Here is an 18,270-nt window from a genome sequence, read left to right on the forward strand (position 1 = left end):
CATGGATCCGTTGACGATAGGCGTGATCGGCATGATCGTCCTGGGCGTGCTCATCGCCATCGGCATGCGCGTCGTGTTCGCCACCGCCCTGGTCGGCTTCGTCGGGCTGATAGCCATCTTCTACATCAAGCCCAATTTCGACCTCTGGCGGGCCTTCGAGGTCGCCGGCGGCATCGCCGGCCAGACCCCGCATTCCAAGGCCGTGGCCTATCCGCTCAGCGTGCTGCCGATGTTCGTGCTGATCGGCTTCCTCGCCTTCTATGCCGGCATCACGACGGCCGTCTTCGAGGCGGCGCGCCGCTGGATCGGCTGGGTGCCGGGCGGGCTGGCCGTTGCCAGCGTCTTCGCCACCGCCGGTTTCGCCGCGGTGTCCGGCGCCTCCACCTCGACGGCGGCGGTCTTCGCCCGCATCGCCATTCCGGAGATGCTGAAGAACGGCTACGACCGCAAGCTCGCAGCCGGCGTGGTCGCGGCGGGCGGCACACTCGCCTCGCTCATTCCGCCCAGCGCCATCCTTGTGCTCTACGCCATCATCGTCGAGGAATCGGTCGGCGCCCTGCTGCTCGCCGGTTTCCTGCCGGGCCTGTTCTCGGCCGTGATCTATGCGCTGCTGATCGTGTTCAGGGCCGTTCGCAATCCGGAGCTTGGCAAGCCGATCCGCGGTTTCACCTGGGCCGAGCGCTTCGAATCCGTGCCCGGCACCTTCCCCATCCTTCTTGTCATCGCCATCATCATCGGCGGCATCTATGCAGGTCTGGCGACGCCGACCGAGGCCGGCGCGCTGGGGGCCTTCGTGGTCTACGTCATGGCGACCTGGCGGGGCATGAAATGGGAAAGCCTGAAGGAAGCGCTGCTGGAGACGGCGAAGCTCACGGTGATGATCTTCTCGATCATCTGGGGCGTGCTGATTTTCGTGCGCTTCCTCGGCTTCGCCAACCTGCCCGACACCTTCGCCAACTGGATCGTCAACCTGCCGCTGGATCCGTGGTTCATCATGATCCTGATCCTGCTGGCCTACGCGATCCTCGGCATGTTCATGGACGCCATCGGCATGCTGCTGTTGACGCTGCCTGTGGTGCATCCGGCGGTGATCGCGCTGGGGCCGGAACTCGGCTTCGAGAGCACCGCCGAGGTCTCGATCTGGTTCGGCATCATCGTCGTGAAGATGGTGGAGATCTGTCTGGTCACGCCACCCATCGGGCTGAACTGCTACGTGGTGAACGGCGTCAGGCCGGACATCCCTCTTTCCGACGTCTTCCGCGGCATCGGCCCCTTCTTCATCGCCGACGTGCTGACGGTCGCAGGCCTGGTCATGTTCCCGGCGATCATCACCTGGCTGCCGCAGACGATGCTCGGCTGACCTGCCGCGGGCGGTTGCCCGGATGAGCCGCGAACGCGCCGACGTCCTTCTGGTCGCCCGCGGCCTGGCCGAGAGCCGGGCCCGCGCGCGGTCGCTCATTCTGGACGGCAAGGTCGAGGGTGTTTCCAAGCCTGGCCAGATGATGGCGGCAGACGCCGAACTGCATCTGGCCGAACCCGACCATCCCTGGGTCGGGCGCGGCGGTCTGAAGCTGGTCCATGCGATGGATCATTTCGGTCTGCCCGCCGAAGGGCGCATCGGCCTCGACTGCGGCGCCTCGACCGGCGGCTTCACCGATGTGCTGCTGGCGCGCGGCGCGACGAAGGTCTGGGCTGTCGATGTCGGGCACGGGCAGTTGCACTCTCGTCTGATGGACGATGAACGCGTCATCTCGCTGGAGAACACCAACTGCCGGGATCTGGATCGCGACCTGATCGCGGACCCGGTCGACGCCATCGTGGCCGATCTCAGCTTCATCAGCCTGAAGGTTGCGCTCCCGGCTGCGCTGGCTCTTGCCGCGCCCGGCTGCTGGCTCGCCGCCCTGGCCAAACCGCAGTTCGAGGTCGGGCGCGACCATGTCGGCAAGGGCGGGGTGGTCCGCGACGATGCCGTGCGCGATGCCGTGCCCGGGGATTTGTCGGCCTGGCTGGAGGGTGTTATGGGCTGGCGCGTGGCCGGCGTGACCGACAGCCCGATCCGGGGCAGCGACGGCAACCGCGAATTCCTCATCGCCGCCTGGAAGGACTGAATGAAGCTGGAGATCGTCGAGGTCGGACAGGCGGGCGACGGGATCGCCCTGCTGGATGGCGAGCGCTGGTTCGTGGCGGGCACGGCGCCGGGCGATATCGTCGAGGCCGCTCCGGAGAAGGCCGGCGGGCGCAACGCGCCCAGACGCGCGCGGCTGACCGGGCTGATCGAGGCCGGCTCCGGAAGAACCGAGCCGCCCTGTCCGCATTTCGGGACCTGCGGCGGTTGCGCGCTGCAGCATCTGAACGCCGATTTCCTCCAGGACTGGAAGCGGCAGCGGATCGTCGAGGCGCTGGGCCGCAAGGGCTTCGAGAACGTGCCGTTGACGGAAGGCCTCGCCGGTGGACCCGGCCGCCGCCGCCGCGCGTCGTTCACCGCGCTGTCGTTCGGCAAGGGGCGGCTGGCCCTGGGCTTTCACGAACGCCGCGGCAAGCGGGTCATCGGCATCGGACCCTGTCCCGTACTCGAACCCGCTCTGGAAGTGCTGATCGGGCCGCTGCGCGATCTCATGGCGGGACTGCTGCAGCCGCGGACCGAGGCCCGCATTCAGATCAACCTGACCGATGGCGGCGCCGATGTCCTGATCGACGGCCCGGTCCCGGACGGGCTTGCCACCCATGAGACCCTGGCCGGGTTCGCCGGGGCGAACGACCTCGCCCGCTTGTCGCTTGCCGATCCCGCCGGACCGCGGACCATCGCCGAACGCCGGCCGCCGGTACTCGACTGGTCGCCGCTGAAGGTCACGCCGCCGCCGGGCGCATTCCTGCAGGCGGACCGTCAGGCCGAGCGCATGATGCGGGAGACCGTTGCGGCCTGGACGTCGGCGGCGAAGCGGGCGGTCGATCTCTTCGCCGGGGTGGGGACGCTGACCAGCGCCCTGCCGTCCGGTCCCGAAACCCTCGCTGTCGATGCCGACGATGCCGCGATGGCGGCGCTCTCACGGGGTGTCGATGCCGCGCCGGGTGTCGACCTGAAGACGTCGGCCCGCAACCTGTTCCGGCGGCCGCTGATGGCCGACGAACTGAAACGGTTCGACACGGCGGTGCTGGACCCGCCGGCGGCGGGGGCGAGGGAACAGGCTGAACAGCTTGCAGCCTCGAAGATCGGGCGCATCGTCTATGTGTCCTGCGCCCCGCCCAGCTTTGCCCGCGACGCGCGGATCCTCGCCGGTGGCGGCTTCCGGCTCGTCGAGCTGCGGCCGATCGATCAGTTCTACTGGTCCCCCGACGTCGAGCTCGCGGCGCTCTTCACCCGCGGCTGATCGCGCCGCCGGGTGGAAACGAACGCTCGCCGGACCCAAGTGGGTTGCAATGGCCGGCAGTACCGGCCGCGCAAGAACACCGGGAAGCGGGGAGCGTAGCGTAGTCGCATGACGAGCGCCCGAGGACATCAGGACGACAGATCGCCGGCGTGATCGATCTGGCCGGACAACCTTCCTGGGCCATCGTCGCGGTGTTCGCGGCAGCCGGGCTTGTGGTGCTTCTCGCCGGGGTGCGTCTGACCCGGCTGGCCGACCGCTTCGCTGACGCGAGCGGCATCGGCGAGGCCCTGACCGGCGCGGTGTTCCTCGGTCTTGTGACGTCGCTGTCGGGCAGTGTGACTTCGGTCTGGACCGCTGCAACCGGCCATCCCGAACTGTCGCTCTCCAACGCGCTGGGCGGCATCACCGCGCAGACGGCGTTTCTGGTCGTCGCCGACATCTTCTATCGAAAGGCCAATCTGGAGCACGCGGCGGCGTCGCTGCCAACGATCTTCAGCGGCATGGTTCTGATCGTCCTGCTCACTATGCTGATCGCCACTGGCCTGCTGCCGCCGGTCACCGTGCTCGGGATCCATCCTGTCACGCCGATGCTGCTGCTGGTCTACGCGGCAGGCATGCGCATGGCGGCGCAGGCCGAAGAGGCCCCCATGTGGGGGCCGGCGAAGACGGACAGGACCCGTCTCGACAACCCGGACGAACCGTCGGACGCTGATGCCTCGCCGGCCCGGCTGGCGGCCGGGATCGTCCTGCTCGGTGTGCTCGTCGCGGCGGCGGGTCTGGCGATCGCCGAAAGCGGCATCGCGCTGGTGGAGCGAACCGGCCTGCGCGAAGGGCTGGTCGGCGCGCTGATGACGTCGGTCGCGACATCGACGCCCGAACTCGTCACGACGGTCGCCGCAGTCCGCCGGGGCGCGCTGACTCTCACGGTCAGCGGCATTCTCGGCGGCAACGCCTTCGATGTGCTGTTCGCCGCCTTCTCCGACGTCGCCTATCGCGACGGCTCGATCTATCACGCCATGGCGCCCGATCAGGTCTTCGTCTGCCTGCTCGCCATCCTGATGACGGCGATCCTGCTGCTCGGGATGCTGCGCCGGGAGCGCCACGGCCCGGCGAATATCGGCTTCGAAAGCGTCGGCATGCTGGGTCTCTACGCCGGCGGCGTGGCGGCGCTGATCTGGCTGTTCTGACGACGCGGACTTCGGGGCCGGATCAGGCTTCGGCGGGCGTCAGGACTTCCAGCGAGAGCGCGTGGACGCGCTCCTCCATCTCGGCCTTCAACTCGCGGTAGATCGCGCGCTGACGGTTGACACGGTTCTGGCCCTCGAAGGCCGCCGAGACGATGCGGACATGGAAGTGTGTCTCGCCCTCGGGACGATGGCCGACATGGCCCTTGTGCTTGTGGGAGTCGTCGCGGATCTCCAGTGAGACCGGCTGAAACGCGGCGGTGAGCCGGCTCTCGATGCGTTCGCGATAGGTCAATTCGTCCTCCAGGCGCCGAACAGGCGACTTCTGCGGCTGTCAAGCTTGTTCGTTAACTTCAGCCTACCCATACTCCGCCGTCATGCACTACGGCAGGCGCAAGAAATACGAGACCAGCGAGGATCGCAACCGCCCCATCGAGCGGTTCTGCGACGTCGAGGGCTGCGTCGGAGAGGGAGCCTACCGGGCGCCGAAATCCCGTGACCCGTCCGAGGGCTACCACATGTTCTGCCTGGAGCATGTCCGCGAATACAACAAGGGCTGGAACTTCTTCGCCGGGATGTCGGACTCCGAAGTGGACGCCTTCCAGCGTTCCGCGCCCTGGGCGCACCGGCCGACATGGCGCATGGGCGACCATCGGACGCGGAGCTTCCAGGACGGTTCATTTTCCGATCCCTTCGGCTTCGCGGAAAGCGCCGAGTCGGCTGAAGAGCGGCAACGGCGGCAGGAACGCCGCTTCACCGCGGACCAGAAGCGTGCGTTCGGCGTATTGCAGCTGGAACCGACCGACGACTTGCGTGAGATCAAGCTTCGTTATAAGCAGCTTGCAAAGCGCTTCCATCCGGACGCCAACGGCGGTGACCGCGGCTTTGAAGACCGGCTGAAGCGCATCAACGAAGCCTACGGCGTGCTCAGCGCCAGTCTTGGCTAAAGGGCCTGCAACGGCCCCAGCGGGACAGACGATCAAGGATAGTTCATGACTTCGACCGACTACGCTTCCGAGCTGCCGAGCCTGCCTGCCGGGAATCCTGACGTGATGCTGTCGGTGCGGCAGACCTTCGGCATCGACAGCGACATGGAAGTCCCCGCCTTTTCCGACGGTTCCGACCGTGTGCCCGCCGTCGATCCGGCCTACCTTTTCGACCGCGAGACGACGCTGGCGATTCTCGCCGGCTTCAAGCACAACCGCCGCGTCATGGTCCAGGGTTATCACGGCACCGGCAAGTCGACCCATATCGAGCAGGTCGCGGCCCGCCTGAACTGGCCCTGCGTCCGCGTCAACCTGGACAGCCACATCAGCCGTATCGACCTCGTCGGCAAGGACGCCATCGTGCTGCGCGACGGCCAGCAGGTCACCGAGTTCCGGGACGGCATCCTGCCCTGGGCGCTGCAGAACCCGGTGGCGATGGTCTTCGACGAATACGACGCCGGCCGGCCGGACGTGATGTTCGTGATCCAGCGTGTGCTGGAGCATGACGGCAAGCTGACCCTGCTGGACCAGAACCGCGTCCTGCATCCGCACAACTGCTTCCGCCTGTTCTCGACCACCAACACGATCGGTCTGGGCGACACGACGGGCCTCTATCACGGCACGCAGCAGATCAACCAGGGCCAGATGGACCGCTGGAACATCGTCACCACGCTGAACTACCTGGAGCACGACGCAGAGTGCGACATCGTGCTGTCCAAGGCGCCGGCCTACAATTCGAGCCAGGGCAAGGAGACCATCAGCTCGATGGTCAATCTGGCCGACCTGACCCGCGCCGGGTTCGTGAACGGCGACATCTCCACCGTGATGTCGCCGCGTACGGTGATCACCTGGGCGGAGAACGCCGAGATCTTCGGCGATCTGGGCTTCGCGTTCCGGGTCACCTTCCTGAACAAGTGCGACGAGATGGAGCGTCCGGTCGTCGCCGAGTACTACCAGCGCTGCATGGGCAAGGACCTGCCCGAATCCGCGGCGAACGCGACCGTCAGCTGAGGCACGCTTGGCCAAGGGGAACGAGCCGCCGACCGAACCCTTCAAGCGGGCCGTTGCGTCCGCACTGAGGGCGATCGCGCGCGAGCCCGATATCGAGGTCAGCTATGGCCCCGAGACCCCGGCGCTGCGTGGCAAGCGCGCAAGGCTGCCCGTCCCCAGCCGGCGTATGGAGCCTGAAGAGCTCGCCCAGATCCGGGGCGCCTCCGACAGCTTCGCGCTGAAGCTGCGCTATCACGACGCCAAGGTGCACCGGAAGAACCTGCCTCAGGGCGGCACCGCGCGGGCGATCTACGAAAGCATGGAGCAGGCCCGGGTCGAGGCGCTGGGCGCGAAGTCGATGTCCGGCGTCGCGGACAATCTGCACGCCGCGCTGACCGAGCGCTGCCGGGTGCGCGGCTATGGCCGCCTGCGCGACCAGTCCGAGGCGCCGCTCTCCGAGGCCGTGGGCTTTCTCATGCGGGAGGCGCTGGGCTCGCGGACCCTGCCCGATGACGCCAAGAACCTGCTGGACCTCTGGCGCGACGAGCTGATGGAGAAATCCGGCGGCGACGTGAAGGACCTGATGGGCTGTCTGGACGACCAGGAAGAGTTCGCCCGGGTCGCACGTCAGCTGATCCGCGACCTCGGCTACATGGAAGACGAGCCCACCGACGGCGAGGAGGACGATCAGGACTCCCAGGACGAGAGCTCGGAACAGCAGCAGCAGTCCGAACAGGAAGGCGAGGAGGGGTCCGAGCAGGCCTCCGAACCGCAGTCGGCCGAACAGGGCGAGGGGGACGAGAGCGCCGAGGAGCAGGGCGAGCAGGTCCAGGCCATGGGCGACGACGACATGGAAGGCGAGGGCGAGGAGGCCGGCAAGGGCAAGCGCCCGGTCTATCCGGACGATTTCGCCAACGATCCCGACCGCCGCCGCTACCAGCCTTTCACCTCCGAGTTCGACGAGGTGGTCGAAGCGACCGATCTCTGCGACGCCGAGGAACTGACCCGACTGCGCGGTCAGCTGGACCAGCAGCTGCATCACCTGCAGGCCGTCGTCGCAAAGCTGGCCAACCGCCTGCAGCGCCGCCTGCTGGCGAAGCAGAACCGGTCCTGGGAATTCGATCTGGAAGACGGCTATCTCGACACCGCGCGGCTGGCCCGCGTCGTCGCCAACCCGGTGCTGCCCCTCTCCTACAAGATGGAGCGGGACATGGACTTCCGCGACACGGTGGTCACCCTGCTGATCGACAATTCCGGCTCCATGCGCGGCCGGCCGATCACGGTTGCGGCCATGTGCGGCGACATCCTGGCCCGCACGCTGGAGCGTTGCGCGGTGAAGGTGGAGATCCTGGGTTTCACGACGCGCGCCTGGAAGGGCGGGCAGTCGAGGGAACGCTGGCTGACCGCCGGCAAGCCCGCCAATCCGGGCCGGCTCAACGATCTTCGCCACATCGTCTACAAGCAGGCCGACGCGCCGATGCGCCGGGCCCGGAAGAACCTGGGCCTGATGCTCCGCGAGGGGCTGCTGAAGGAAAACATCGACGGCGAAGCGCTGAAATGGGCGCATGACCGCCTGATCGCACGACCCGAGCAGCGCCGCATCCTGATGGTCATCTCCGACGGTGCGCCGGTCGATGATTCCACGCTGTCGGTCAATGCCGGCAACTATCTGGACCGCCATCTGCGCGAGACCATCGAGTGGATCGAGACCTACTCGCCGGTCGAGCTGATCGCCATCGGTATCGGTCATGACGTCACGCGCTACTACCGCCGCGCCGTCACCATCGTCGACGCCGAGCAGCTGGGCGGCGTGATGATGGAGAAGCTGGCCGAACTGTTCGACGAGGATGACGGCCCGACGCAGCATGCCGGCGCCCCCCGTCGCCGCGCGGCGCGCTAGCCGGACCTGCGCATTTCCCCATTCGATCTATTGAGGCCGTTCGAGAGAGCGGCTAGGTTCCGCGCCCTGCCGGACTCAAGCATCAGGAAAGCACCGTCATGACCGAAGCCGTCGCCGCCGATCATCTGCGCCAGCTCATCGAGCGCATCGAACGCCTGGAAGAGGAAAAGGCGGCGCTGGCGGCCGACATCCGCGAGGTCTATGCGGAGGCCAAGGCGCAGGGCTTCGACAGCAAGACCATGCGGCAGGTGATCAAGATCCGGAAGATGGAACCCTCCGACCGTCAGGAGCAGGAGGCCGTGCTGGCGCTCTATCTGGAGGCGCTCGGCCTCCCCGCCAACCCGAACTGAGGATGCGCCGATGACCCGCGAGATCAATTCCGTCGCCGTTCTGGGCGGCGGCACCATGGGCGCGGGCATCGCCGGCGCCGCGGCGCAGCTGGGCTGCGAAGTGCTGCTGCTGGACGTCGACATGCCGACGGCCGAGAAGGCGCTGGACCGCATCGTCAACGGCCGCCCGCCGGCGCTGGACGACGCGGACAAGGCGCATCTGATCAAGCTCGGCACGCTCTCTGACGATCTGGCGAAGATCGCGGACTATGACTGGATCTGCGAGGCGATCGTCGAGGATCTGGAGACCAAGCGCGAGCTGTTCCGACGGCTGGAGCCGCTGCGCAAGCCGGGCTCGGTGATCTCCACCAACACCTCCGGCATTCCGCTGAAGGATATCTGCGAAGGCATGCCCGACAGCCTGCGCCGCAACATCGCGGTGACGCACTTCTTCAACCCGGTGAAGGTCATGCGCCTGATGGAGCTGATCCCCGGCGCCGATACCACGCCGGACGTGATCGAGGCCTTCACGGACTTCCTCGGCGGCCGGCTCGGCAAGGGCGTGGTCAACGCCAAGGACACCGTCAACTTCATCGGCAACCGCATCGGCTGTTTCTGGATGCTGTCGGGCCTTCACAAGGCGCGCGAGGCGCTGTCGCAGGGCATGGATCAGGAAACCATCGATGCGCTGATGTCGAAGCCCGTCGGTCTGCCGCCGACCGGGCTGTTCGGACTGATCGACCTGATCGGTCTCGACGTCATGTATCTGGTCGGCAAGAACCTGGACGTGAACCTGCCGTCGAAGGACGAGGGCCGCGCATACACATCCTTCCCGCCAGTGGTGCAGCGCATGTACGACGCCGGGCAGCTGGGCCGAAAGACCGGCGGCGGCTTCTACCGCATGTCGAAGGACGCCGAGGGCAACCGCAGCCGCGAGGTCTTCGATCTGGAGCGTGAGGCCTGGCGTGGCGATCATGCGGTCGAGCTCTCGGACTCCCACCGCAACGGTAGCTCGCTGATGTTCGACGACAGCGTCGAGGGCCGCTTTGCCTGGAGCCTGATGGGCGGGGCGCTGTTCTACGCGGCCGATCTGGTGCCGGAGATCTCCGACGACGTGGTCAATATCGACCGCGCCATGCGCTGGGGTTTTGCCTGGACCGAGGGACCGTTCCAGTTCCTGGACTCGCTCGGCCCGGCGCGCGTGATCGCCAGGCTGGAACAGGAGGGCCGCGAGCTGCCGAAGATGCTGCGCGTGCTGAAGGATGCAGGCGCGGAGAGCTTCTACCGCAATGGCGAGTCCGAGTATCTCGGCCTCGACGGCGCCTGGCACCCGACGCCGCCGGAGTAGGGCGTTCGCAACGGCTATCTTTGCCGTCCTTGGGCTTGACCCGAGGACCTTGTCCATCTGCTTGCGCCGGGGCCTTCGGATCAAGTCCGAAGGCGGAAAGGTCACGGGTTCCTACTCCGGTACCGGCACCGGCTTCTCGAACTTCATGGTGTGGATCATCTTCAGCACCGCGATGGCGGTCTTCACCTGACCGACGTCGAGATGCAGTGCCGCGATGCCCAGCAGGTTGCCCGCCGGATCCTCGTGCGCCGCGTGACGGACCAGCAACTCCAGCCGGTCGCGGTCGCCGCCGGACATGTCGGGCACCTTCAGCGAGAAGGTCTGCATCATGTGCGGCACCAGACGCTGTGCGCCGAGCTGCGGCAGTTCCGGGTTCGAGGCGATGGCGACGCGCGCATAGATGATCGCCGCCCGCTTCATGTCGCTCGATACCAGCCGATGCATGGCGAACATCAGCATCTCGGCATAGAGCCTGCGGCTGTTGCCCTCGCGCATCTCCACCGGCGGCGGTTGCGCGCCCTTCGCCGGGATGCCGGGAACCCAGGTCTCGCCCAGCGCGCCGAACTTCACGATGGGCCGCATCTCGCCGGACTGGATCAGCGCGCGGAGCGCCTGGTCCTGATCGCCCCCGGCCTCCTGCTGGTGCGGCGCGAGCGCCGTCAGGAAGGCCGCCGTGGGCTCGCCGCGGGCCATGGCGACCAGCCGTCCGGAAATCCGCATGCCCTCGTCGGTCCGCACCGCAGACAGGCAGACCGGCGAACTGTCCAGCGCCTCGAAGACGGGCAGGATGCTTTTCGCCCTCAGACGGCAGAAGCTGTCCATGTAGACGGCGCGCTCGAAGATGCCCCTTTCCATCGCCAGCCTAAGGCAGTCGGCCACCGTCGGCTGCCGGAGACCGGCCGCCGAGATCACCATGTTGAACATGCCTGTGCGCCAGAGCCTGTGGCCGGGGTTCGTGGTCACGACCCCGATCGGCGCGTCCTGATGGCGCTGCCGGACGGACCAGGCCGCCATCAGCGTACGGTCGACCTGACGTTCGTCGCTGTTCGCGACGAACAGCACCACGCGCTTGTGGTGCGGATTTCTGGTGTCGGTGTCGGCCATCGGTCTCCCGGAGCGGTTCGGGAAAGTCTAGTGCGGGGCCAGTGGCTTGGGAACGTGCAACTTCACTGGCCGAGGATCTTCCAGACCCCCGAGGACAGCAGCACCGTCTTGCCGCGGACGGTCAACCGGCCGGTCACGAACAGCAGGCTCCGCGTTTCCCGTTCCACCGCGCCGCGGCCCTCGATCCAGTCACCCTCGCGTACGCTGGCCAGGAACTGGTTGTCCAGTTGCACCGTCGCCGTCGGCTTCCGCCCGATCAGATTGTGCGCCGTGCGGCCGAGCAACTGGTCCATGAAGCTCATCAGCATGCCGCCATGCACGACGCCGCGGCCGTTCAGGTGCTTCTCCTCGACCATCAGGCCGAAGGTCAGGCTGCCGTCATCCTCGCGGCGCTGCCAGGTGGGGCCGATCATGGTGGAAAAGTTGCCCGCATTCGTGATGGGTTCGAATCCGGCGGGTATGGTGTCGGTCATGGAGCCTCGAGTCGTGTTGCATTGCGTCCGCTGCGGGACGGTCTATGTGTGACGGTGATACAGGGAGAGTCGGGTTTTGGCGCGTATCGACGGTTTGTTAACGGTATCATGGTCACGATGGCCAGACTTCCGGCGCCTGTGGGCCGCCGGAACCATGGCGACTGCCAAGGAGCCCGACCATGTTCGATCTGCCTGTGCTGATCTCCGAGAGCAAGAACGGATTCCGCATTGCGGTTGCGATAAACGACGATTCGGTGATCTCGCGCCGCATCAGCCGCGCCGACCTGGAGCAACTGCGCGTCCGCATCGACGCCGCGCTGGGCGTCGAACGCTCGACCTTCGACGACTGGCTGGTGGACTCCTAACACTCGGCCTTCTCCTCGCCGCACCTGCGGCAGCCGGCACCCAGGGCATCGCCATGCATGGCGAGCCCAAATACCCGTCCGGCTTCGAGCATTTCGACTACGTCAATCCGGATGCGCCCGTCGGCGGCACGCTGACTCTGGCCTCGCGCCAGGGCGGTTATGACAGTCTCAATCCCTTCATCTTCAAGGGGCAGGCGGCTGAGGGCTGGCGGCTGGTCTTCGAGCCGCTGACCAAGCGCAGCCAGGACGAACCGTTCTCGCTTTACGGTCTGCTGGCCGAAGAGGTCGAGATGGACGCGTCGCGCGAATGGATCCGGTTCCGCCTGCGCGAGGGCGCCAGCTTCGCCGATGGCGAGCCGGTGAAGGTGTCCGACATTCTCTGGTCGTGGGAGACCCTGCGCGACAAGGGCCGGCCAAACCACCGCCTCTACTACAAGGAAGTGGCTCGGACCGAGGTGTCGGGCCGTGACGTCACCTTCCACTTCCGCAATGGCGACAATCTGGAACTGCCGCTGCTGATGGCGCTGATGCCGGTGCTGCCGGCGCACTGGTTCGAGGCCAACGGCTTCGAGCAGACCACGCTGGAGCCGATCCCGGGCAGCGGTCCCTATCGCGTCGACCGGGTCGAGCAGGGCCGCCGCATCGAATATGCGCGACGCGAGGACTACTGGGGCCGCGATCTGGCGGTGAACCGCGGCGACCACAATTTCGAGCGCATTCACTACGAGTTCTTCCGCGACGCGACGGCGAAGTTCGAGGCGCTGAAGGGCGGCGTCTACGACGTCCATTTCGAAGAGGATCCCGGCCGCTGGGCCGAGGCCTACGACTTCCCGGCCATCGCCGACGGGAGGCTCACCAGGGTCGAACTGCCCATGAAGCGGCCGGTCGGCATGCGCGGCTTCGTGATGAACACCCGCCGCGCGCCCTTCGACGATCCGAAGGTGCGTGAGGCGTTGAGCCTCGCCTTCGACTTCGAATGGGCGAACGAGAACCTCTTCTTCGGCGCCTACCGCCGCAACGAGAGCTTCTACGAGAACAGCGATCTCGCCGCCGGCGGCGCACCGTCTCCGGCAGAGCTGGCGCTGCTGGAGCCGTGGCGCGGGCGCATTCCCGAGGATGCCTTCGCCCCTGCGGTCACGCCGCCCGCGACCCCCGACGCCGCGGCGCGCCGGGACAACCTGAAGCGCGCCTTCGCGCTGCTGAAGCAGGCGGGCTGGTCCATCGGCACGGATCGGAAGCTGCGCAATGCAGACGGCCAGCCGATGAGCTTCGAGATCCTGCTGTTCGATCCCGGCGACGAGAAGCTGTCGCTGCATTTCGCGCGCACGCTGGAGCGGCTGGGGATCGAGGTCGCGGTCCGGTCGGTCGATCCCTCGCAGTACGAACGCCGCCGCCGCAGCTTCGACTACGACATGATCATTAACTGGTGGTACCAGTCCCTCAGCCCCGGTTCCGAGCAATGGTACTACTGGGGTTCGGCGCAGGCCGACAATCCGGGCAGCCGGAACTACCCGGGCGTCCGGCTGGAGGCCGTGGACGAGATGGTCGGCCGCATGACCGCCGCCTCTACGCGCGCCGAACTGCAGACGGCGGCGCGGTCGCTCGACCGCATCCTTCGCGCCGGCCGCTACGTGGTGCCGCTCTACTGGCAGCCGAAGGAGCTGCTGGTGGTCAAGCAGGGACTCGGGCCGGCCGGAGACGCTGCCGATCTACGGTCCCGTGCTGACGACCTGGTGGTGGAACGAATAGTCCCGGAAACGAAAGGGGCGGCGGCATCCCGCCGCCGCCCCCGGTTCGGCACCGGAATGCCGCAGTCGATCAGTCCATGCCGTAGGTCGAGGCGTCGACCTTGCTGTAGATTTCGGCGGCGAACAGCTTCGTCAGGCCGTCGAGGTCGTCGCCCATGCCGGCGGTGAGCCCTTCCCACTTGGCCAGCAGTTCGCGGAACGCCTTCACCTTTGCCTCAGCGTTCTCGACGCCGTAGTCATTGGTGAAGGTCTCGACGATCGTCTTCACGTCGTTGCGCGCGAATTCGCGGCTCGCGTCCAGCAGGTCCGCGGCCGGCTCGTTGACCGAGATGCCCATGGCCTTGGCCTTCTCCAGATTCTCGTCGCCGCGGCGGACATACTCGTAGGTGAAGAAGGCGGTGGAGTAGGCCGAAGCGTCGATCAGCGCACGGCGTTGCGCTTCCGGCAGTTCCTGCCACACATCGCGGTTGGCGTTGTTCAGCGCGATGCCGGCGAACAGGCCGCCCGGCACCCGCCTCGTGATATCCTTGGTCACGTCGAAGAGCTGCAGGTTCGACAGCTCGGCCGTCGAGTACATGCCGCAGTCGAGCACGCCCTGTTCCAGCGCGGAATAGATCTCGTTGCCCGGCATGGAGACCTTGATGCCGTCCATGGCTTCGGCCCAGCGCCCGAAATTGGCGGCGCCGGAACGGAACTTCTTGCCCTTTGCGTCGGCCAGCGTGATCACCGGCATGCGGCACTGCAGGATGTAGATGCCCGAGGCGCCGGTGCCGAGATAGACCTGGTTCTGCTGCTTCCATTCCTTCTGGCAGTCGGGGCAGTTGAAGAACACGTACTCGCTCATCGCACCGGCGACGGCGGCCGGGGCGCCCGACTGGTCGTCGCCCAGCGTGGCGAGCATGCTGAGATCGGCCGCCAGATTGCTGTTCGCATACTCCGCCGGATAGTACGGCGGCAGGACATAGCCGAGGTCGGCGATGCCGTCGCGCAGGCCGGGCGGCGTTTCCTTCAGGTTCAGCAGCGACAGCGCGAAGACCTTGACCTTCAGGTCGCCGCCGGAAAGCTCCTCGGTCTTCTTGGCGAGCAGTTCGGCCAACTCCGCGGCGACGCTGCCGGTCGGAAAACCGGTGGCCAGCTTGAGCGTATCGGCGGATGCCGATGTCGAGACGGCGAATGCCGTTGCGGCCAAGGCCGCCAGAAGACGGCTCGATAGAATACGCATGGTGATCCTCCCCAGGATTGTGCGTGCGGCAGACCGTATCCCGATCTCTCCCCGGACCGGTCCTTCTTCCATGCTAGGCCACCGCCGCCCGGCAGTGCACGTGTTCGCTGCGAATGCGTGTCACGAACTGTCGCCATGGCTTGCGCCCGGAGGCGCTGAGCGTCGAAACTGGTACGCGAACGGTCAACGGGCGGGGGTATCTTGCAGCAGCATCTCGACGAACTGGTCTTCCGCACGCCGGGCCGTGGCCTCCACGAGATTACCCGTGACGTCGCCGGCTGGTGTGGCGGTACCGGTGTGGTCGAGGGACTGCTGAACCTTTACATCCGCCATACATCGGCCTCGCTGACCATTCAGGAGAACGCCGATCCGGACGTCGTCCGCGATCTGGACGACTTCTTCGGGCGCCTCGTTGCCGACGATCCCGCGCTGTACCGCCATACCGCCGAAGGCCCCGACGACATGCCGGCTCATATCCGCTCGGCGCTGACCCAGACCAGCCTCGCCATCCCGGTGGCGGGCGGCCGGCCCCTGCTGGGCACGTGGCAGGGCGTCTATCTGTTCGAACACCGGGTCCGACCGCATGACCGGCGCGTGGCGCTGCACCTGATGGGGGAATAGGCATGGATCACGAAGCCGTCGCGGACTGGCTGCTGTCGCGGGCGCGCGAAATGCCGGACATGCTGACCTTCGCCGAGCAGTTCCGCCAGCGGCTGCTGGAAGCCGGACTCGACTTCCAGCGCTTCTCGCTCGGATACCAGACGCTGCATCCCGAGATCGCGGCGCTGGCCTTTGTCTGGGAAGAACCGATGGCGGCGGTGAGCCAGTACACGGTCGGCCTCGAGATTCAGGGCTCAAGCCATTACCTGGTCAGCCCGGTCCGTATCATCCACGAGGGCGGGGACATGGTCCGCTGCCGTCTGGAAGGCGACGATCCGGATCTGGAATACGCCTTTCTCGAAGGCCTGATGGCGAACGGCTACACCGACTACCTGATGCTCGGCGTGCCGCTGTCAGGCCGCCGGCACGGGCCGCTGATGGTCTGCAGCCGGCGTCCGGGTGGCTTCAGCGATGCCGAGATCGAGGGCCTGAAATCGCTCCGCAGCCTTCTGGGCCTGCACATCGAGATCCATGCCAGCCATCACCTCGCCGGGTCGCTGCTCGACGTCTATATCGGCCATGGCACCGGCGAGCGGGTCCTGGCCGGCGCCATCCGCCGCGGCAGCGTCCAGCGCATCAATGCGGCGCTGCTGTTCTGCGACCTCCGCGATTTCACGGCGCTTTCCGAGCGGCTGCCGCGGGATTTCATCGTCCGCGTGCTGAACGACTATTTCGGCGAAGTCGGCGCGGCGGTCGACGATCAGGGCGGCGAGATCCTGAAGTTCATCGGCGATGCGGCGCTGGCCATCTTCCCGGTCGAGGACGGCGCGCGGCGTGCGGCCTGCGACCGGGCGATGGCGGCGGCGCGGGGCATGCTGGATCGCATCGTCGGGCTCAATGCGCGCCGTGCCGGCGAAGACAAGTCGGCGCTGGAGATCGGCATCGGGCTGCATGTCGGCGAGGTCTGGTACGGCAATATCGGCGCTGCCGAACGGCTGGACTTCACCGTCATCGGACCGGCGGTGAACCGCGCCGCCCGGCTGGAGAAGCTGGCCGGCGAACTCGGCGAGACAGTGCTTGTCTCCGCGGATTTCGCCGACACCTGCAGCGCGGCCTTCGACAGGGTCGGCGCGTTTCCGCTGAAGGGGATCGAGGGCGACACGCCGGCCTATCGGCCGGTGTCGTCCTGAGGCTGCGGACAGTCCCACTCTGTTGCCCCCGGGCCTGACCCGGGGGCCTCACCGTGCAACCGCCGCGGCGTTGCGGTCTCAGGTCCCCGGGTCAGGCCCGGGGACGGCAGCGTGAGAACGAAAAAGGCCGCCCGGCGAACCGGACGGCCTCTCTTCAGACCCTGGCGGGCGTGCGGAACGACCGAACCGGCCGACCCCGTCCCGCTACCTCGCCGGAAACGCCTGAGCCGCCCGTCTGGCCGACCCAACCATCCCCAGACGGGCGGTTTCTGTTACGCGACCTCGAACAGGCCCGCAGCGCCCTGGCCGCCGCCAATGCACATGGTGCAGACGACATACTTGGAGCCGCGGCGCTTGCCCTCGATCAGGGCGTGGCCGACCATGCGCGCGCCCGACATGCCGAAGGGATGGCCGATGGAGATCGCGCCGCCATTGACGTTCAGGATCTCGTTCGGAATGCCCAGCTGGTCGCGGCTGTAGAGCACCTGCACCGCGAAAGCCTCGTTCAGCTCCCACAGGTCGATGTCGTCCATCTTCAGGCCGGTGCGCTCCAGCAGCTTCGGCACGGCGTAGATCGGGCCGATGCCCATCTCGTCCGGCTCCAGGCCGGCGACGGCGAAGCCGCGGAAGTAGCCCAGCGGCTGCAGGCCCTTCTTCTCGGCCACCTTCGCGTTCATCACCACCGCGGCGGAGGCGCCGTCGGAAAGCTGCGAGGCGTTGCCCGCGGTGATGAAGCCGTCATCGCCGACCACCGGCTTCAGGCTGGCCAGCCCTTCCATGTTGGTGTCGGCGCGGTTGCCCTCGTCCTTCTCCAGCGTGACCTTCACTTCGGAGGTCTCGCCGGTCTGCTTGTCGGTGACGATCTTGACCGTCTCCATCGGCACGATCTCGTCATCGAACTTGCCGGCCTGCTGTGCGGCGGCGGTGCGCATCTGCGACTGCAGGCCGTACTCGTCCTGATACTCGCGGGTGACGTTGTAGCGCTTGGCCACGGTCTCCGCAGTCTGGATCATCGAGTGGTAGATGCCCGGATGGGTCTTCACCAGCCATTCGTCCTGGCTGCGGTAGCGGTTGGCATGCTCGGTCTGCACCAGGCTGACCGATTCCAGGCCGCCGGCGACCAGCACGTCAGCCTCGTCGGCGATGATGCGCTGGCTGGCCATGGCGATGGTCTGCAGGCCCGACGAGCAGAAGCGGTTCACGGTGGCGCCCGGCACGGAAACCGGCAGGCCGGCGCGCAGCGCGATCTGGCGGGCGATGTTGCCGCCGGTGGTGCCTTCGGGATTGGCGCAACCCATCAGCACGTCTTCGACTTCGCCGCCTTCGATGCCAGCGCGTTCGACGGCGTGCTTGACGACGTGACCGCCCATCTCGGCGCCGCCGGTGTTGTTGAAGGCGCCGCGATAGGCCTTGCCGATCGGCGTACGCGCCGTCGAAACGATGACTGCTTCGTTCATGTGATT

At 67.0% G+C, this 18,270-nt stretch carries 18 protein-coding genes; 13 read left to right on the forward strand and 5 right to left on the reverse strand.

Annotated features, from left to right (window positions below; genetic code table 11):
• Position 1 precedes the first annotated feature (1 nt).
• The 4 genes from ACMVY4_RS06290 to ACMVY4_RS06305 all read left to right on the forward strand — a co-directional run bounded on the left by ACMVY4_RS06290 (position 2) and on the right by ACMVY4_RS06305 (position 4,555).
• Positions 2 to 1,360: a TRAP transporter large permease gene (locus ACMVY4_RS06290; RefSeq protein WP_416899325.1), complete on the forward strand. Its 1,359-nt coding sequence runs from the start codon at positions 2 to 4 to the stop codon at positions 1,358 to 1,360.
• Between the two features lie 22 nt (positions 1,361 to 1,382).
• Positions 1,383 to 2,108, forward strand: coding sequence for a TlyA family RNA methyltransferase (locus ACMVY4_RS06295; RefSeq protein WP_416899326.1), 726 nt, complete (start codon positions 1,383 to 1,385; stop codon positions 2,106 to 2,108).
• On the forward strand, positions 2,109 to 3,368 hold the full coding sequence (locus ACMVY4_RS06300) for a class I SAM-dependent RNA methyltransferase (RefSeq protein ID WP_416899327.1): 1,260 nt from the start codon (positions 2,109 to 2,111) through the stop codon (positions 3,366 to 3,368).
• A 149-nt stretch (positions 3,369 to 3,517) separates the two neighbouring features.
• Positions 3,518 to 4,555 carry a sodium:calcium antiporter gene (locus ACMVY4_RS06305; protein WP_416899328.1) on the forward strand — a complete coding sequence of 346 codons (1,038 nt, stop codon included), beginning with the start codon at positions 3,518 to 3,520 and terminating at the stop codon, positions 4,553 to 4,555.
• 22 nt (positions 4,556 to 4,577) lie between these two features.
• Here the strand turns inward: ACMVY4_RS06305 and ACMVY4_RS06310 are convergent, their stop codons facing one another.
• The gene (locus ACMVY4_RS06310) at positions 4,578 to 4,847 is read right to left on the reverse strand and encodes a BolA family protein (RefSeq protein WP_416899329.1); all 270 of its coding nucleotides are present in this window, start codon (positions 4,845 to 4,847) and stop codon (positions 4,578 to 4,580) included.
• Positions 4,848 to 4,929: 82 nt separating this feature from the next.
• Here ACMVY4_RS06310 and ACMVY4_RS06315 point away from each other — a divergent pair, with 82 nt between their 5' ends.
• The 5 genes from ACMVY4_RS06315 to ACMVY4_RS06335 all read left to right on the forward strand — a co-directional run bounded on the left by ACMVY4_RS06315 (position 4,930) and on the right by ACMVY4_RS06335 (position 10,105).
• Positions 4,930 to 5,499: a J domain-containing protein gene (locus ACMVY4_RS06315; protein WP_416899330.1), complete on the forward strand. Its 570-nt coding sequence runs from the start codon at positions 4,930 to 4,932 to the stop codon at positions 5,497 to 5,499.
• A gap of 45 nt (positions 5,500 to 5,544) precedes the next feature.
• The gene (cobS, locus tag ACMVY4_RS06320) at positions 5,545 to 6,549 is read left to right on the forward strand and encodes a cobaltochelatase subunit CobS (protein WP_416899331.1); all 1,005 of its coding nucleotides are present in this window, start codon (positions 5,545 to 5,547) and stop codon (positions 6,547 to 6,549) included.
• A 7-nt stretch (positions 6,550 to 6,556) separates the two neighbouring features.
• A complete protein-coding gene (cobT, locus tag ACMVY4_RS06325) occupies positions 6,557 to 8,428 on the forward strand; it encodes a cobaltochelatase subunit CobT (RefSeq protein WP_416899332.1) in 1,872 nt (623 codons plus the stop codon).
• Positions 8,429 to 8,526: 98 nt separating this feature from the next.
• A complete protein-coding gene (locus tag ACMVY4_RS06330; protein WP_416899333.1) occupies positions 8,527 to 8,778 on the forward strand; it encodes a DUF2312 domain-containing protein in 252 nt (83 codons plus the stop codon).
• Between the two features lie 10 nt (positions 8,779 to 8,788).
• Positions 8,789 to 10,105: a 3-hydroxyacyl-CoA dehydrogenase family protein gene (locus tag ACMVY4_RS06335; protein ID WP_416899334.1), complete on the forward strand. Its 1,317-nt coding sequence runs from the start codon at positions 8,789 to 8,791 to the stop codon at positions 10,103 to 10,105.
• A 111-nt stretch (positions 10,106 to 10,216) separates the two neighbouring features.
• Here the strand turns inward: ACMVY4_RS06335 and ACMVY4_RS06340 are convergent, their stop codons facing one another.
• On the reverse strand, positions 10,217 to 11,209 hold the full coding sequence (locus ACMVY4_RS06340; RefSeq protein ID WP_416899335.1) for a hypothetical protein: 993 nt from the start codon (positions 11,207 to 11,209) through the stop codon (positions 10,217 to 10,219).
• Between the two features lie 62 nt (positions 11,210 to 11,271).
• Entirely contained in the window at positions 11,272 to 11,682 is a 411-nt protein-coding gene (locus ACMVY4_RS06345) for a PaaI family thioesterase (RefSeq protein ID WP_416899336.1), read from the reverse strand.
• Positions 11,683 to 11,861: 179 nt separating this feature from the next.
• Here ACMVY4_RS06345 and ACMVY4_RS06350 point away from each other — a divergent pair, with 179 nt between their 5' ends.
• On the forward strand, positions 11,862 to 12,047 hold the full coding sequence (locus ACMVY4_RS06350) for a hypothetical protein (RefSeq protein WP_416899337.1): 186 nt from the start codon (positions 11,862 to 11,864) through the stop codon (positions 12,045 to 12,047).
• Between the two features lie 53 nt (positions 12,048 to 12,100).
• The gene (locus tag ACMVY4_RS06355; RefSeq protein WP_416899338.1) at positions 12,101 to 13,963 is read left to right on the forward strand and encodes an extracellular solute-binding protein; all 1,863 of its coding nucleotides are present in this window, start codon (positions 12,101 to 12,103) and stop codon (positions 13,961 to 13,963) included.
• Here ACMVY4_RS06355 and ACMVY4_RS06360 read toward each other — a convergent pair.
• On the reverse strand, positions 13,866 to 15,017 hold the full coding sequence (locus ACMVY4_RS06360; RefSeq protein WP_416899339.1) for a C4-dicarboxylate TRAP transporter substrate-binding protein: 1,152 nt from the start codon (positions 15,015 to 15,017) through the stop codon (positions 13,866 to 13,868). The two genes, ACMVY4_RS06355 and ACMVY4_RS06360, sit on opposite strands and share 98 nt — an antisense overlap.
• Positions 15,018 to 15,218: 201 nt before the next feature.
• Here ACMVY4_RS06360 and ACMVY4_RS06365 point away from each other — a divergent pair, with 201 nt between their 5' ends.
• Together ACMVY4_RS06365 and ACMVY4_RS06370 are read left to right on the forward strand one after the other, a co-directional pair.
• A complete protein-coding gene (locus tag ACMVY4_RS06365; RefSeq protein WP_416899340.1) occupies positions 15,219 to 15,638 on the forward strand; it encodes a secondary thiamine-phosphate synthase enzyme YjbQ in 420 nt (139 codons plus the stop codon).
• Between the two features lie 2 nt (positions 15,639 to 15,640).
• A complete protein-coding gene (locus ACMVY4_RS06370) occupies positions 15,641 to 16,807 on the forward strand; it encodes an adenylate/guanylate cyclase domain-containing protein (protein WP_416899341.1) in 1,167 nt (388 codons plus the stop codon).
• 272 nt (positions 16,808 to 17,079) lie between these two features.
• Here ACMVY4_RS06370 and ACMVY4_RS06375 read toward each other — a convergent pair whose 3' ends face one another.
• Complete coding sequence (locus ACMVY4_RS06375) at positions 17,080 to 18,264, reverse strand: acetyl-CoA C-acyltransferase (protein ID WP_416899342.1); 1,185 nt, start codon at positions 18,262 to 18,264, stop codon at positions 17,080 to 17,082.
• Between the last annotated feature and the right edge of the window lie 6 nt (positions 18,265 to 18,270).

This window comes from Minwuia sp. (assembly GCF_048007105.1).
Lineage (GTDB): Bacteria > Pseudomonadota > Alphaproteobacteria > Minwuiales > Minwuiaceae > Minwuia.

Coding starts and splice junctions, on each gene's coding strand:
- ACMVY4_RS06290 (WP_416899325.1), top strand. CDS start 2: ATGGATCCGTTGACGATAGGCGTGATCGGCATGATCGTCCTGGGCGTG.
- ACMVY4_RS06295 (WP_416899326.1), top strand. CDS start 1,383: ATGAGCCGCGAACGCGCCGACGTCCTTCTGGTCGCCCGCGGCCTGGCC.
- ACMVY4_RS06300 (WP_416899327.1), top strand. CDS start 2,109: ATGAAGCTGGAGATCGTCGAGGTCGGACAGGCGGGCGACGGGATCGCC.
- ACMVY4_RS06315 (WP_416899330.1), top strand. CDS start 4,930: ATGCACTACGGCAGGCGCAAGAAATACGAGACCAGCGAGGATCGCAAC.
- cobS (WP_416899331.1), top strand. CDS start 5,545: ATGACTTCGACCGACTACGCTTCCGAGCTGCCGAGCCTGCCTGCCGGG.
- ACMVY4_RS06330 (WP_416899333.1), top strand. CDS start 8,527: ATGACCGAAGCCGTCGCCGCCGATCATCTGCGCCAGCTCATCGAGCGC.
- ACMVY4_RS06335 (WP_416899334.1), top strand. CDS start 8,789: ATGACCCGCGAGATCAATTCCGTCGCCGTTCTGGGCGGCGGCACCATG.
- ACMVY4_RS06340 (WP_416899335.1), bottom strand. CDS start 11,209: ATGGCCGACACCGACACCAGAAATCCGCACCACAAGCGCGTGGTGCTG.
- ACMVY4_RS06345 (WP_416899336.1), bottom strand. CDS start 11,682: ATGACCGACACCATACCCGCCGGATTCGAACCCATCACGAATGCGGGC.
- ACMVY4_RS06350 (WP_416899337.1), top strand. CDS start 11,862: ATGTTCGATCTGCCTGTGCTGATCTCCGAGAGCAAGAACGGATTCCGC.
- ACMVY4_RS06355 (WP_416899338.1), top strand. CDS start 12,101: ATGCATGGCGAGCCCAAATACCCGTCCGGCTTCGAGCATTTCGACTAC.
- ACMVY4_RS06360 (WP_416899339.1), bottom strand. CDS start 15,017: ATGCGTATTCTATCGAGCCGTCTTCTGGCGGCCTTGGCCGCAACGGCA.
- ACMVY4_RS06370 (WP_416899341.1), top strand. CDS start 15,641: ATGGATCACGAAGCCGTCGCGGACTGGCTGCTGTCGCGGGCGCGCGAA.
- ACMVY4_RS06375 (WP_416899342.1), bottom strand. CDS start 18,264: ATGAACGAAGCAGTCATCGTTTCGACGGCGCGTACGCCGATCGGCAAG.